14 protein-coding genes are annotated in these 14,555 nt (G+C 71.8%); 7 read left to right on the top strand and 7 right to left on the bottom strand.

The genetic code is table 11. The features are described 5' to 3' along the window. Positions 1–202: 202 nt before the first annotated feature. Positions 203–1,327, bottom strand: coding sequence for a xylose isomerase (gene xylA / locus EAO72_RS01420; protein WP_410089927.1), 1,125 nt, complete (start codon positions 1,325–1,327; stop codon positions 203–205). Between the two features lie 257 nt (positions 1,328–1,584). Here xylA and xylB point away from each other — a divergent pair, with 257 nt between their 5' ends. From xylB to EAO72_RS01400, 4 genes are all read left to right on the top strand, one after another. Then, positions 1,585–3,075 (top strand): xylulokinase, encoded by a 1,491-nt coding sequence (xylB, locus tag EAO72_RS01415; protein WP_148015334.1) that lies wholly within the window; start codon positions 1,585–1,587, stop codon positions 3,073–3,075. A 202-nt stretch (positions 3,076–3,277) separates the two neighbouring features. Further along, the gene (locus tag EAO72_RS01410) at positions 3,278–4,552 is read left to right on the top strand and encodes a VWA domain-containing protein (protein WP_148015333.1); all 1,275 of its coding nucleotides are present in this window, start codon (positions 3,278–3,280) and stop codon (positions 4,550–4,552) included. Continuing rightward, entirely contained in the window at positions 4,552–5,376 is an 825-nt protein-coding gene (locus EAO72_RS01405; protein WP_148015332.1) for a hypothetical protein, read from the top strand. Before EAO72_RS01410 ends, EAO72_RS01405 begins: the two co-directional genes overlap by 1 nt. 138 nt (positions 5,377–5,514) lie before the next feature. Continuing rightward, positions 5,515–7,095: an aspartate:alanine exchanger family transporter gene (locus EAO72_RS01400; RefSeq protein ID WP_148015331.1), complete on the top strand. Its 1,581-nt coding sequence runs from the start codon at positions 5,515–5,517 to the stop codon at positions 7,093–7,095. 18 nt (positions 7,096–7,113) lie between these two features. On the opposite strand, the gene EAO72_RS01395 is transcribed toward EAO72_RS01400, so the two are convergent. Beyond that, the gene (locus EAO72_RS01395; protein WP_148015330.1) at positions 7,114–8,286 is read right to left on the bottom strand and encodes an SGNH/GDSL hydrolase family protein; all 1,173 of its coding nucleotides are present in this window, start codon (positions 8,284–8,286) and stop codon (positions 7,114–7,116) included. Between the two features lie 124 nt (positions 8,287–8,410). Then, the gene (locus EAO72_RS01390; protein WP_148015329.1) at positions 8,411–9,268 is read right to left on the bottom strand and encodes an MHYT domain-containing protein; all 858 of its coding nucleotides are present in this window, start codon (positions 9,266–9,268) and stop codon (positions 8,411–8,413) included. Positions 9,269–9,427: 159 nt separating this feature from the next. Between EAO72_RS01390 and EAO72_RS01385 the strand changes: the two genes are divergently transcribed. Then, positions 9,428–10,027: a class I SAM-dependent methyltransferase gene (locus EAO72_RS01385; protein WP_148015328.1), complete on the top strand. Its 600-nt coding sequence runs from the start codon at positions 9,428–9,430 to the stop codon at positions 10,025–10,027. Positions 10,028–10,065: 38 nt separating this feature from the next. Here the strand turns inward: EAO72_RS01385 and EAO72_RS01380 are convergent, their stop codons facing one another. Further along, positions 10,066–10,968 (bottom strand): oxygenase MpaB family protein, encoded by a 903-nt coding sequence (locus EAO72_RS01380; RefSeq protein WP_148015327.1) that lies wholly within the window; start codon positions 10,966–10,968, stop codon positions 10,066–10,068. Between the two features lie 90 nt (positions 10,969–11,058). Here EAO72_RS01380 and EAO72_RS01375 point away from each other — a divergent pair, with 90 nt between their 5' ends. Further along, positions 11,059–11,367 (top strand): hypothetical protein, encoded by a 309-nt coding sequence (locus EAO72_RS01375; protein ID WP_148015326.1) that lies wholly within the window; start codon positions 11,059–11,061, stop codon positions 11,365–11,367. A 96-nt stretch (positions 11,368–11,463) separates the two neighbouring features. Then, positions 11,464–12,519, top strand: a complete 1,056-nt coding sequence (locus EAO72_RS01370) for a hypothetical protein (RefSeq protein WP_261991264.1) — start codon at positions 11,464–11,466, stop codon at positions 12,517–12,519. A gap of 76 nt (positions 12,520–12,595) precedes the next feature. On the opposite strand, the gene EAO72_RS01365 is transcribed toward EAO72_RS01370, so the two are convergent. From EAO72_RS01365 to EAO72_RS01355, 3 genes are all read right to left on the bottom strand, one after another. Then, positions 12,596–13,138, bottom strand: a complete 543-nt coding sequence (locus EAO72_RS01365; protein WP_148015325.1) for an MOSC domain-containing protein — start codon at positions 13,136–13,138, stop codon at positions 12,596–12,598. A gap of 15 nt (positions 13,139–13,153) precedes the next feature. Continuing rightward, complete coding sequence (locus EAO72_RS01360; RefSeq protein ID WP_136325839.1) at positions 13,154–13,336, bottom strand: hypothetical protein; 183 nt, start codon at positions 13,334–13,336, stop codon at positions 13,154–13,156. 96 nt (positions 13,337–13,432) lie between these two features. Continuing rightward, on the bottom strand, positions 13,433–14,485 hold the full coding sequence (locus EAO72_RS01355; RefSeq protein ID WP_148015324.1) for a fatty acid desaturase family protein: 1,053 nt from the start codon (positions 14,483–14,485) through the stop codon (positions 13,433–13,435). Positions 14,486–14,555 lie beyond the last annotated feature (70 nt).

The raw sequence follows: 14,555 nt of genomic DNA, 5'->3' as shown, positions 1-14,555 counted from the left end.
TCCACATCGACCTCAACGGCCAGTCCGGCATCAAGTACGACCAGGACCTCCGCTTCGGCGCCGGCGACCTGCGCCAGGCCTTCTGGCTCGTCGACCTGCTGGAGAACTCGGACTACGCCGGCCCGCGCCACTTCGACTTCAAGCCGCCGCGGACCGAGGACTACGACGGCGTCTGGGCCTCGGCCGCGGGCTGCATGCGCAACTACCTGATCCTCAAGGAGCGCGCCGCCGCCTTCCGCGCGGACCCGGCGGTCCAGGAGGCGCTGCGCGCGTCCCGGCTGGACGAGCTGGCGCAGCGCACCGCCGAGGACGGCGTGGCGGGGCTGCTGGCCGACCGTTCGGCCTTCGAGGACTTCGACGTGAACGCGGCGGCGCGCTCCTTGAGGATCAGGTAGTTGCGCATGCAGCCCGCGGCCGAGGCCCAGACGCCGTCGTAGTCCTCGGTCCGCGGCGGCTTGAAGTCGAAGTGGCGCGGGCCGGCGTAGTCCGAGTTCTCCAGCAGGTCGACGAGCCAGAAGGCCTGGCGCAGGTCGCCGGCGCCGAAGCGGAGGTCCTGGTCGTACTTGATGCCGGACTGGCCGTTGAGGTCGATGTGGAAGAGCTTGCCCGCCCACAGGGCCTGCGCGATGCCGTGCGCGAAGTTCAGCCCGGCCATCTGCTCGTGGCCGACCTCGGGGTTCACGCCCACCATCTCGGGGCGCTCCAGGCGCTCGATGAAGGCGAGGGCGTGGCCGATGGTGGGGAGCAGGATGTCGCCGCGCGGCTCGTTCGGCTTGGGCTCGATCGCGAACTTCAGGTCGTAGCCCTGCTCGGTGACGTAGTCGCCCAGCAGGTCGAAGGCCTCCTTCATACGGTCGAGCGCGACCCGGATGTCCTTGGCGGCACCCGACTCGGAGCCCTCGCGGCCACCCCAGGCGACGTAGGTGGTGGCGCCGAGCTCGACGGCGAGGTCAATGTTGCGGAGCGTCTTGCGCAGGGCGTAGCGGCGGACGTCGCGGTCGTTGGCGGTGAAGGCGCCGTCCTTGAAGACGGGGTGGGTGAAGAGGTTCGTCGTCGCCATGGGCACGACGAGCCCGGCCGCGTCCAGCGACTGCCGGAACCGCTTCACGATGCCTTCGCGCTCGGAGTCCGTCGAGCCGAACGGGATCAGGTCGTCGTCGTGGAACGTGACGCCGTACGCACCGAGCTCCGCGAGGCGCTGGACCGAGTCGACCGGGTCGATCGCCTCCCGGGTCGCGTCCCCGAACGGGTCGCGGCCCTGCCAGCCCACGGTCCACAGACCGAAGGTGAACTTGTCCTGCGGGGTGGGCGTGAAGCGTTCCGTCATGGTCCTGCCGCCTTCGGTGCCGTGGGTCCGCAGCCGGTCGAACGGCCGAACCTCAATTTGTTCACTGTCATGACTAATCATGCACGGACCACCCCCGCGACGTAACCCCCCGTCCCGGAAAATCCGGAGCGGCCCCTATTCGGGAGGGGTTCCCGCGCGTAATTTGTTCATCGTACGATCAAATCCCGGCGGGGCGAGCGTCCGCAGTGCGCGGTCCGACGGCCGGGAACCCCCTGAACCAGAGATCGAGGTCAGCCATGCCGCCGCATGAGGTCGTCATCGGTGTGGACAGTTCCACCCAGTCCACCAAGGCCGCGTTCGTCGACGCCGCCACCGGCCGGCTGCTCGCCGTCGGCCGTGCCCCGCACGTCGTCACCGGCGAGGGCGGAGCGCGCGAGACGGATCCCGAGGTGTGGTGGCAGGCGCTGCGCGACGCGGTCGCCGCCGGGCTGAAGGAGTCCGGCGTCGCCGCCACCGACATCACCGGGATCGCCGTCGCCGGGCAGCAGCACGGACTGGTCGTCCTCGACGGTGCGGGCCGCCCGCTGCGCCCGGCCCTCCTCTGGAACGACACCCGCTCCGCCCCTCAGGCCGCCGCGCTCACCGCGGCCCTGGGCGGCGCCGACGCCTGGACCGCGCGCACCGGGTCGGTCCCGGTGGCCTCGATGACCGCGTCGAAGTGGCAGTGGCTGCGCGAGAACGAACCGGAGACCGCCGCCGCGACCGCCGCGATCCGGCTCCCCCACGACTTCCTGACCGAGCGCCTCTCGGGCCGCGCCGTCACGGATCCGGGCGACGCGTCCGGCACCTGCTGGTACTCCACCGCGACCGGCTCCTACGACCCGGAGCTCCTCGCGCTCCTCGCCCTCGATCCCGCGATGCTGCCCGAGGTCGCGTCGAGCGGGGCGGCGCGCGCCGGCTCACTGACGGCCGAGGCCGCGGAGGCGCTCGGCCTGCCCGCCGGGATCGCCGTCGCCGCGGGTACGGGGGACAACATGAGTGCCGCCGTCGGCCTCGGGCTCGGTGGCGCGGGGCTCCTGGACCACCCCGTCCTCAGCCTCGGCACCTCGGGCACGGTCTTCACCGCGTCCCGGGCCCGGCCGGCCTCGCCGGCACTCGCCGGATTCGCCGCGGCGGACGGCACGTACCTGCCGCTGGCCTGCACCCTCAACTGCACGCTCGCCGTGGACAAGGTGGCCGCGCTGCTGGGCCTGGACCGCAATGACGCGACGCCGGGCGGCGAAGCCGTACTGCTGCCCTACCTGGACGGCGAACGCACCCCCGACCTGCCCACCTCGGCCGGCTTCCTCACCGGCCTGCGCCACGACACCACCCCGCAGCAACTCCTGGGCGCCGCCTACGAGGGCGCGGTCGTCACCGTGCTGCGCGCGCTGGACGAGCTCCTGCGGGCCTGTGGACTCGACCCGGACGACCCCGAGGTGGCGAACCGGCCGCTCCGGCTGATCGGCGGCGGCGCGCAGGGACGCGTGTGGGTGGAGACCGTACGCCGTCTCTCCGGGCGGCCGGTGACCGTACCCTCCAGCGGGGAACTCGTCGCGCTGGGCGCGGCGGCGCTCGCCGCCGCCGCTGCCACCGGTGCGGACCCGGTCGCGATCGCCACCGGCTGGGACACGGGCGAAGAGGTACACCTGGCCGCCGTGGAACGGGATCTGACGACCTGGGAGCGCGTCGGATCGGTACTGGAGCGGGCGGCCGCCCCCTTGCTGGGAGCCGGCCGGCCGATCTGAGCCCCGCCGATCCGACCGGCCGGTCCGACCCCGTCGACCCAACCGGCCGGTCCGACCCCGCCGATCCGACCGGCCGGTTCACCCCGTTCGGACGCCCGGTCCGGCTGACCCTCTGTCATGTGCCGTCGCACGCCGCACACACGCGCGGGCGACGGCCACCGGCCGTTTTGGTTAGCGAACTGATGTTCACTACTATCCGGCGATGATCATAAGAAGAAGGCTGACGGTCGGGGTGGGCATTCTGCTCGCCACCCTGACCGCCGGGCTCGGCTCGGCGCTGCCCGCCTCGGCCGATGAAACCCCCGCCAACGCCTCCCCCAAGGTCGAGCTGGTGCTCGACGTCAGTGGCTCCATGCGGACCCGCGACATCGACGGCCAGTCCCGGATGACCGCGGCGAAGCAGGCGTTCAACGAGGTCCTGGACGCGGTGCCCGAGCAGGTGCAGCTCGGCATCCGCACCCTCGGCGCCGACTATCCGGGCGACGACCGGAAGGTCGGCTGCAAGGACACCAAGCAGTTGTACCCGGTCGGCCCGCTGGACCGTACCGAGGCCAAGACCGCGGTCGCCACCCTCGCCCCCACCGGCTGGACCCCGATCGGCCCGGCCCTGCTGGGCGCCGCCGACGACCTGGAGGGCGGCGACTCCACCCGCCGGATCGTGCTGATCAGCGACGGCGAGGACACCTGCGGTCCGCTCGACCCCTGCGAAGTCGCCCGCGACATCGCGGCGCGCGGCATCCACCTGGTCATCGACACCCTCGGCCTGGTGCCGAACGCGAAGATCCGCCAGCAGCTCACGTGCATCGCGGAGGCCACCGGCGGCACGTACACCGCCGTCCAGCACACCGATGAACTCTCGGGCCGTGTCAAGCAGTTGGTGGACCGGGCGGCCGCCCCCGTCGTCACTCCGGTCGCGACGAAGGGCGCCGACAGCTGCACCGACGCCCCGCAGCTCAAGCCCGGCCTCTACACCGACCGCGAGAAGTTCGCCGAGCACCGCTGGTACCGCGTCGACGTGTTTCCCGGCCAGGAACTGCGCGCCTCGGTCAGCGTGTTCGCCGACCGCGCCGTCAACAACGACTACGGCATGCTGCTGCGTGCGGTGACCGTGCACGGCCGGGAGATCGTCAGAGGCGCCGAGTCCGGTACCGGACGCACCGACGCGATCTCGTCCGGGCTGCGCTATCCGAAGCCCGAGGCGGACAACGACGGCGACACCAAGCCGGCCGCGGAGACCGTCTGCCTGCAGGTCTCCAACTCCTTCTCCGCGCCCGCCTCGGTGAAGACCGCTCCCGGCATGCCGGTCGAGCTGACCATCGACCTGGTGGACGCCCCCGACGCGGCGGACGACGCCGCGGCGTTCGGCCTCGGGCGCGGCTGGTGGCTGCTGGGCGTGCTCGTCCTGACCGGACTGATCGCGGGCCTGCTGACCGGCTGGATCTCGCGCTGGCGCTTCGCCGTATGGAGGACCCACTGATGTTCCGTACGAGACGCGTGCTCGCGGGCGCGCTGCTGACCGGCCTCGCCCTGCTGACCGGAGCGGGTGCCGCCGTCGCGGACGACCCGTCGCCGAGCCCGAGCGCCTCCGGTGACGGGGCGGGCCCCACGGAGGCGGGGACCACCTTCCGTACCGCCACGGCGATCCAGCCCGGCCAGCTCGCCACCGCGGGCGCCTCCACCGGTGACTACCTGTACTGGGTGTTCCCGGCGGACGCCGGACAGCGGGCCACGGTCAAGGCGAAGATCACCCTTCCCGAGACCGCCACCCGGCACGGCGCCTCGACCTGGCAGGTCGACGTGTACGACGGGCTGCGCCGCCGTCAGGCCTGTATGTACGGGAAGCAGACCGGCAAGGCCGCGGCCGACGCCGCCACGGTCGAGCTGACGTGTGTGCTGCGTACGGTGCGGGCCTGGTCCGAACCGTGGGCCAACGACCCGCTGCCCGGCAGCTACTACGTCCGCCTCACGGTCGTCGACCTGCCCTCGGCCGACCTCGGGCTGCCGGTGCGGACCGAGGTCGAGGTCGCGGCCGACGGCAGGGGCGGCGCCGGGGACGTCGACGGCACGCTCTCCGAGCCGCTCGTTCCCGGCGTGTCCTCGGTCGAGCAGGCCGRCGACGGGGCCTCGGCCGCCCCGGTCGCCCTCGCGGGCGAGCCGGAGGACGGCTGGTCCTCCGGCTGGTGGACCGACCGCTGGCTGTGGACGGTCGGCGGCGGCGTGCTGGGGGCGGTCGCGGCCGTCTTCGGATACTCGCTGACGCGCGGCAGCGGCCGCCCGTCCAGGGTCCCGCCGGGCGTCTGACGACCCGCGCGTCGGGCAGGCCGGACGACCGGTCCGCCCGACGCGCGGTCAGCTGCCCCTGAGTGGCGGCCTCCCGCCGTCTCGAAGATCATGGCCCGGTCAGGATCGGCCCGCTCTTCGCTACAGGAGGCCCACCCCGTGTGGCAGTTCTTCGCGGACAATCCCTGGGTGGCCGTGTTCGCCGTCATCACCGTCGGCGCCCTGCTCGGAATGGTGCGGTTCGGCCCGGTGAAACTCGGCGCGGCCGGCGTCCTGTTCGTCGGTCTGCTCGTCGGGGCGCTCGACAAGGACATCGCGCCCGCCGTGCCGGCCGGGGTCTCGGCCCTGGGCCTCGCCCTGTACGTGTACACCGTCGGCCTGGAGTCCGGGCCCGCGTTCTTCCGTGAACTGCGCAGCCAGTTGCCCGTGATGGCCGGTGCGGTGGTGGCGCTCGCGCTCACCGCGGTCGTGGTCGGCTATGTGGGACACAGCGGCTTCGGGATCAGCGGGCCGTTCCTGGCCGGCGGGTACGCGGGCATCGGCACGACCACGCCGGGCCTGGCCGCCGCGCAGGAGGCCTCGGCCGATCCGGCACAGCCCGCCGTCGGGTACGCGATCGGGTATCCGCTCGCCGTGGTCATCACCATCCTGTTCATCTCCGTGATCGCGGCCCGCCGCCGCTGGGTGGCGCGCCGCGACCCCGACTCCGGGCTGCCACCCGTCCTCGTCACCCGTACGGTCCAGGTGGAGCACGAGACGGCGTGGGACGAGGTGCCGGGCGTCGCGGACCACCGGGTGCTGGCCAGCGAGTACCGCCCCGAGGGCGGCGAGGTACAGGTCGCGCGCGGACTCGGGCGGCTGCGCTCCGGCGACCTGATCGTGCTGGTCGGCGGCGAGGACGACGTACGGACCGCGACCGAGCACCTGGGCTCCACCGCACCCGTCCATCTGCTCGACAACCGGCGGACGGTCGACTACCGCCGGGTCCTGCTCACGAACCCGGCGCTCGCGGGCCACACGATCGCCGAACTCGGCCTGGGCGAGCGGTACGGGGCAGCGGTCAGCCGGGTCCGCCGCGGCGATGTCGACATGCTCGCCCACGACGACCTGGTGCTCCAGCTGGACGACCGGGTACGCGTGGTGATGCCGCGCGAACGGATCACCGAGGTCTCCACGTACCTCGGCGACACGGAGACGAAGGTCAGCGAGGTGAGCGCGGTGAGCCTGGGGCTCGGGCTCACCCTCGGCTTCCTGATCGCCATCCCCTCCGTCACCTTCGGCTCCACCACCCTCGCGCTCGGGACGGGTGCCGGGCCGCTGGTGATGGGCATGATCCTGGGCTGGCGCCGGCGCACCGGCCCGCTGGTCTGGACGCTGCCGACCCGGGCCAACCTCACGCTGCGCCAGATCGGCCTGCTGCTCTTCCTCGCGGTCGTCGGCCTCACCTCCGGCTACTCCTTCCGCCAGAACGCGTTCTCCCTGTTCGGTCTGAAGCTGGTGGCCGTCCTGGTGATCGGCGCGGTGGTCAGCTACACGCTGATGGTGCTGATCTCCAAGGCGCTCGGGCAGAGCCGCGAGCGGACGATGGGCCTGCTGTCGGGCTACGTCGGCAACCCGGCGATCACCGCGTACGCCAACAGCCGGGTCAGCGACAGCCGCGTCAACAGCGGGTACTCGACGCTGTTCGCGCTGGCCATCCTCGTCAAGATCGTCTGCATTCAGCTGATCGTCGGCCTCTGATTCCAGCCCCGCGGACGCTCAGCCGGCCTGCTGCGAGGCGGCGAACGCGCCGTCGCCGTCGAACACCAGCCCGGCGAAACGGTCGCCGATACGGTGATGGGTGGCGGCGTCCGGGTGAAGCTGGTCCGGCAGCGGCAGTTCGGCGAAGTCCTGCTCTCCGTAGAGGCTGCGGCCGTCGAGGTGGTGGAGGTTCGGGTCGTCGGCCGAGCGCTGCGTCACCAGGCGGCTCAGTTCGTCCCGGATGATGTTGAGCGTCAGCTTTCCGGCGGCGCGTTCCGCCGGATCGCCCATCGCCGTGAACCGGAGCCTGCCCTCGGCGAGGTTGCTGAAGTCGGGGGCGCTGGGGCCCGGGGTGTCCTCATGGATGGGACACAGAAGGGGCGAGACGACCAGGAGCGGGGTGGCGGGGTGCCCCTCCCTGATGGTGTCGAGGAATCCGTGCACCGCCGGGGCGAAGGCGCGCAGCCGCATCAGGTCGGCGTTGACGAGGTTGATGCCGATCTTGACGCTGATCAGGTCCGCGGGGGTGTCGCGCATCGTGCGGGCCGTGAACGGGTCGAGCAGGGCGCTGCCGCCCAGACCCAGGTTGATGAGTTCCACCCCGCCGAGAAGGGCGGCGCGTGCGGGCCAGGTGGACGTCGGGCTCGCGGCGTCGGAGCCGTGGCTGATCGAACTGCCGTGGTGCAGCCACACCTTGCGGCCGCTGTCCGGTGCGGGTTCGACGGCGGCGTCGGTGCGCAGGGCGACGAGCTCGGTGGTCTCGTTGTACGGCAGCCAGATCTCGATGTCCTTGGCGCCCTCCGGCAGCCCGGCGAACCGGACGGTGCCGACCGGCCCGGGCCGGGTCTCCATGGACCCGGTCGTCATGTCCACCACGAGGACGTTCCCGCCGTTGGCGCTCGCCTGTCCGGCGAGACGGCCGTCGACGAGCAGGTCGTACACGCCGTCGGGCCGGGGCGGCGCGCCCACGTAGGACGTCCTGGTGCGCAGGGCGTCCAGCTCGATGGTGGTGGCGCCGGTGCGGAACACCAGCCGTACGCCGGAGGGCTGGGCCTCCGCCATGGCCAGCTGGCCGTCGGCGCACTGCGCGCGGGCCCATGCGGGCAGCCGGTGCGGGCGCAGCCCGTGTGCGGTGTGCTCGATGTCGAGCGCGCCGCGCAGGAGGGCGGCGGTGATGGGGGTGGTGTGCATGTCTCTCCGCCTGTTGCTCGGATCGTCCGGGGGTGGGGGTGGGAGGGGTCGGTGTCAGGGCGCATGGCCTCCTCGTTCCGGGTCGGGGCTGGGTGGATGGTGGCCGGGCGGACGGGGCCGCGCGTCAACGGATGCCGACGGGTGGCGCCTCGGGGCTGGGGGCGGCGCGCCGGGAGCGGAGGTCGGGCCCGCGACCGCCCCGGGCCGTGGCCGCTTCGGAGGGGGGCTGTGCGTGTTCGGCGTGGGCGTACGCGGCCCGTTCCGGAGCGGTCGGCGAGAGGGCGACGAACGCCGAGGTGAGGAAGAGGTAGGAGCCCAGTCCGACGGCGAGGGGGAAGATGAACTGCATCGCGGTGGCCCCGTGCAGCGCGGCTCCCGAGGGTGTCACCTGCACGGTCACGGCCAGCATTCCGGTGTAGTGCATGCTGCTGACGGCCGCGCCCATGACGAGGGAGGCGAGGGCCACGGCGCGCGTGGACCGGATGTTGAGCGCGGCCCACAGCGCGGCCGTCGCCGCGATGACCGCGATGACGACGGAGAGGACGACCCGGAGGGGGTCGTAGTGGACGGTGCCGTGCAGCCGGAGTGCCGCCATGCCGAGGTAGTGCATGCTGGCGACGCCGAGTCCGGTCGCGAACCCGCCGAGCAGCAGTGCTCTGGTCCGGTCGCGGCTGTAGCCGACGGCGAAGACCCCGCCCCCGACCACCACCATGGCGCCGAGCAGGCTGAGGAAGGTCAGCGGCACGTTGTAGCGGATGTCGGTGCCGTACACGCCGAAGCCGAGCATCGCGACGAAGTGCATGGTCCAGATGCCCGAGCCGATGGCCGAGGCGGCCGTGATCAGCCAGTTGCGGCGCGAGCGCCCGGTCGTGTCGAGCGCGCGCACGGTACAGCTCAGACCGAGCGCGGCGCCGATGCAGGCCATCGCGTACGACAGCAGAGGTGTCAGCCAGCCGAAGGTGGCGTGGTCCAGGTGTCCCATGACTGGGGGACGCTAGTCGCGCCGGGGCGCGCGTCCCGTGCGCATTCGAAAGCTGCCGAAATATGACAGAGAGATGTTCCCCAACGATCGCAGCATGCTCGAACATGCGCATCGATTCACGACGTTTCGTTCGGGCGGTGACTGCGCGATCATGTCCACATGGCCGATGACCACACACACGTCCAGGAGTTCTTCGCCGCTCGCGCCGCGGACTGGGACACGCGCTTCCCGGACGACGGCCCCGCCTTCGCCACCGCGATCGCCGAGCTGGGACTCCGCTCCGGCGATGCCGTCCTCGACGCGGGGTGCGGTACGGGACGGGCGATGCCGGCCCTGCGTGCGGCGGTCGGTCCCGGGGGCACCGTGCTGGGCGCCGACCTCACCGCGGCGATGCTGGAGTCGGCGGTGCGTGCGGGGCGCGGCGACTGCGGGCTGCTGATCCGGGCCGATGCCGCGCGGCTGCCGTTGCGGTCGCGGGCCCTGGACGCGGTGTTCGCGGCCGGGCTGGTCTCGCACCTGTCCCCGCCGGGGCCCGGCCTGGCCGAGTTCGCCCGGGTGGTCCGGCCGGGCGGGCTGCTGGCGCTGTTCCACCCCATCGGGCGGGCGGCGCTGGCCGCGCGGCACGGCCGGCAGCTCACGGACGGCGATCTGCGCGCCGAGCCGAACCTCGGCCCTCTGCTGGCCCGTTCCGGCTGGCGCCTGGCTTCGTACGTGGACGAGGAGAGCCGGTTCCTCGCCCTGGCCGAACGGGCCGGGTGACGCACCGCCCCGGACCGCTCAAGCGCGGGGGCTCCGTGTCACCGGGCCCGGTCGTCCGGCCGCCGCAGGTGTCCGACCGGGCAGCCGCCGAGGCCCGGCGTGGGGAAGGTGCCGAGCGCGGCGACCTCGTACCCGTCCGGGTATCCCTTGATCTCCGGGTTCTGCCGGGCGTAGTGCGGCTCGGTGCGCGGCGGCAGAAGTCGGACCGCCCGGGCTCTCAGGCGCAGGGCACCGCGAGTGAGCGAGCGGGCCGCGGCACTCGGCCGTTCGTAACGGAAGGCCCGCAGCAGTGAGTCGTCCAGGAGGGCGAGGCTCGCGCCGCGCACGAGCGGCGCCAGGGGGCGCGGATACCAGGAGGCCATCAGCTCCAGCGTCGCGTCCGACACCGAGCGCGCGCCTTCGTCCCAGCCGAAGTTCGCCTCCTCGTAGGCGTCGAGGGTGCGCTCGAAGTCCTCGTAGGTCTGGGGCAGGCCCCTGATCCCCATATGGGTGCCCAGGGTCCGGTAGTAGGCGGCACAGGCCCGCAGTTCGTGGTCGGACAGCCGGCGCCAGCCGTACGCGTCGAGCCACCGCTTCGGGGTGACGACGAAGGTGCACAGCACGTAGCGCATGTCGTCGTTGCCGATGTCGAAGCTGTGGTGCATCCGGTTGATCCGGCGGATGGCCGTACGTCCCGGTTCGCTGTCGAAGCCGTGCTCGACGACTGTGTCCAGGAGCAGCGCCGTGTCGTCGTACCGCTTCTGCGAACGGTCCGTCAGTTCCGCTGTCTCCGCGAGGAGCCGTCCGATGCTGGGGACCGCGTACGTGCGGTACAGCGCCAGTTCGAGGGCGCGGGTGATGTCCCAGGGGAATTCGTACGTCGCCGTGATCCGGTAGATCTCCAGGAAGTCCCGCTCCGGATCGAGGCGTTGGATGTCCTTCAGCCGGTCGAAACGCTTCACCGCACCGTCCCCTTGTCCAGGTCGAGTGTCCCAGCGTACGTGCGGGGGCAGGACGGTGAGTACATACACGTCAACCGGAAGGCGGTCCCCATGACCAGCATGTTCGGCATATTGCGCAGAGCCGTGGCCCCCGGGCGCAAGGACGGCCTGTCCGCGGCACCCGCGCGGGCGCCCGAGCGCCGGCAGCACAACCTCTTCGAAGCGGCCGCCACGTTCGTCTCGGCATCGGTGGAGGAGGATCAGGACCGGATGGACGAGGCGAGCGGCTGGGTGTCGCCGGAGGCGCTGTCGTTCGGCGTCGGTGAACTGGCCTGCCGGGCCGTCATCGCCCTCGCCCGTGAGCGCGACGAGTCGCCGGAGACGGTGGCGCGTGCGCTGCTCGGCCTGGCGGACGACTGAGGGAGACCGTCCGGTTCGTCGTCGGAACCCGCGTCCTGCCTTGTCAGGACCTCGACGAGCGGGTTACCCACTGGTTAAGGTGCGCCGACGACAACCATGACGGAAGAGGAGGGTGCAGTGGCCGGGACGGACAACACAGTCGCCGACGACGATGCTCTGTACGTGCTGACCGCGGTCCTGCTGACCCCTGCGCAGTTCCCGAGCGTTCTCGGCGACGACTACCCGGCAGCCTGCACGGCCCTGCGCCTGGAACCCTGTGCCGAGGGCTACGGACTGGTCCTCGGCCAGGACGGCGACGGGGCGCGGTGGACCGTGGTCGTCGACGACGTGTCCCTGGTGGCCGTGGCCATAGCGTCCTGGGACTGCGGCATGGAGTACGACCTGTCGCCTGACGACCGCTCGGTGGTCTGCGCGCTCCCCGGCTGGCCGCTCGCCGTGGCGGTCGCCGCTCCGGGAGTGAGCGCTCCGCACGATCCGGAACCGGACCCGGAGGCGGACGGGGAGGACTTCGCACCGTTGTGCCCGCCCGACACCGACATGTGGGGGCCCGCCCAGCGTCGGCTGGGCGCGGACGCGATAGCGCTCCAGTGGGCGGTCTGGCGGGAGCAGATAGACGACGAGACGGCCTTCGCACCGGCAGGTGACAAGGGCGGGGCCGACTCGCGCGCAGAGGACTCGGACGGCAAACCGGACCGGCCACGGGCAGACGGCTCGGACGGGGAGCCGGACGGGCCGCAGACGGACGGCCCGGACGGCAAAACGGCCGGCCCGGACGACGACGGGCCACAGGCGGACGGCCGCCCGGAAGTGGACGTCCCTCGGGCCGGAGCAGAGGCCGCTGCCGGGACCGTACCGCCTGCGGACGACGCCGCCCTTTCCGGCACACATCCCGGTGTACGGCGTGCCCTGGCCGAAGCACACGCCTATGTCGACGCGCCGCCGCCGCCCGGCCGCGTGCGCTCCTCCTTCGCCCCGGGCGACGCGCGGATGATCAGGGCCGACGGTCCCGGCTGGTCCATGGTCGCCAGGACCGACGACATCGCCTTCCTGCTGCTCGACGAGCTGCCGGGGGAGATCCTGACCGTGGGGCGCGGGACGGAGCTCCCCGGACTGCTCCGGGCCCTGGACGCCATGGCCGTGCGGCCGTCCTGACTCCACGGCGGCGAGACGGCATACGTGGGCCCCGGGATCCTTCGGTCCCGGGGCCCACGTATGCGCGCGTCGGGTGTCAGACCCGTTCCAGCGGCCGGTGGGGCTCGGCCGGCAACTCGACCCGGACCTGGTCGCCGGGCCTGACGGTGCCGCCCGTGGTGACCACACTCATGACGCCGGCCTTGCGGACGATGTTGCCCGCCTCGTCGCGGCCGACGACCTGCTTGAGCAGTCCGTCCTGGAAGTTGTCGATCTGGAGGCACGGGTTGCGCAGCCCCGTGACCTCGACGACTGCCTCGTCGCCGAGGTGCAGCAGGGTGCCGACGGGAAGCGCCAGCAGATCGATGCCACGGGTGGTGACGTTCTCCCCGAGGTCACCGGGGGCGACCTCGTAACCCGCCTCGCGCAGCTCGTCGAACAGTTCTTCGTGTATGAGGTGGACCTGGCGCAGGTTGGGCTGGGTGGGGTCCTGAGCGACCCGCGAACGGTGTTTGACCGTCACCCCGGCATGTACGTCGCCTTCCACTCCGAGCCCGGCCAGCAGCGTGACGCTTTCCCGGTTCGGCTTGGTGAAGGTGTACGACTCATTGCTGCTCACCACGGTGACTGTCCCGCTCACTGCGCAGATCCCCTCTCAGCGGCCTATTTCCTTACGCGTGATCCTACGGAGCCTGCGCCGCTGGCTCGGGTCCAAGGCCAGATAGGCGATGGCGGGAACCCCGATGAGCACCAGCAGTGACAGCCAGAACCCGATGAACGGCATCAGGACGACTGCGACGACGACTCCCCCGATGGCGATCTTTGCGCTGTTCGACATCGTCCACGCCTCCTTCGCGGCCCGTGGCCGCTCCTGCTGTGAGAACGCCTGTGGGTCCTCATCGGTTCCTGGTGGGGGCGGTCTCCTCCGCGCCGGTCACCGCAGAGGAGCGCCTACCTCGTGCATGTGCTCCAGCGCCTGCCGGTAGGACTCGATGAGGCCGGTCTCGGCGTACGGCATGCCGAGCGCCTCGCAGTGGGCCTTGACCAGGGGCTGGGCGAGCCGCAGATGCGGGCGCGGCATGCTCGGGAAGAGGTGGTGCTCGATCTGGTAGTTGAGACCGCCGAGGAACCAGTCGGTGAGGACGGCGCCCCGGACGTTGCGCGAAGTGAGGACCTGCCGCTGCAGGTGTCCCCAGCGGTCCCCGTCGGGATCGGGCATCTCCATGCCCTTGTGGTTCGGGGCGAAGGCCATCCCGAGGTGGAGTCCGAAGAGCGCGTGATGCACGAGCGCGAAGACGACGGCCTTCCCCGGGGACATGACGGTGAGGAGCAGCGTGGCGTAGAGGCCGAGGTGGGCCACCAGCAGCGCGGCCGACAGGGCGCGCTCCCGGACGGGCTGCTGCCGCAGGTACTGGAAGCCGGAGATCTTCAGGGCGATGCCTTCGAGGAGCAGCATCGGGAAGAACAGCCGGGCCTGGTTGCGGGTGAGCCAGCGGGCGAAGCCCTCGCGCTGGGCTGCCTGCTTCTGGGTCCAGACGAGGGCGCCTACGCCGACGTCCGGGTCCTTGTCGACGTGGTTCGGGTTGGCGTGGTGACGTACGTGCTTGTCGTTCCACCACGCTTCGTTCATCCCGAGCAGGAGGTTGGCGTGGAAGAGGCCGATGGTCCGGCTCACCCGCCGGTCGCCGGTTATCTGGGCATGGCCGGCGTCGTGTCCGACGAAGGCGGTGCGGGACCAGATGACGGCCAGGGGAAGGGCGAGGAGCAGGGTCCACCAGCTGTCGCCGAGGAGGACCACCGCGGTCAGCAGCGCGCCCAGTGCGACGAGATTGGCGGCGATGCCTGCCGTGTACCAGCCGGTACGCCGTTCGAGGAGCCCTTGCCCCTTGACGGCCCGCAGCAGTGGCGCGAAGTCACTTCCTGTACTTCCGGCACTTCTGTCACTGTCGCGAGTCGGTTCCGCGACAGCGGTTGCGGCCTGAGGCATGATGTCTCCGGTCTTATAGGTGCGCTGACCTGATGAAACGTACGGGTCGCAGATGTATAGCAGCCATGGA

Source organism: Streptomyces sp. OR43 (assembly GCF_008042275.1).
GTDB lineage: Bacteria > Actinomycetota > Actinomycetes > Streptomycetales > Streptomycetaceae > Streptomyces.
The sequence above is the reverse complement of the archived record's forward strand: the minus strand, read 5'-3'. Positions and strand labels throughout refer to the sequence as shown.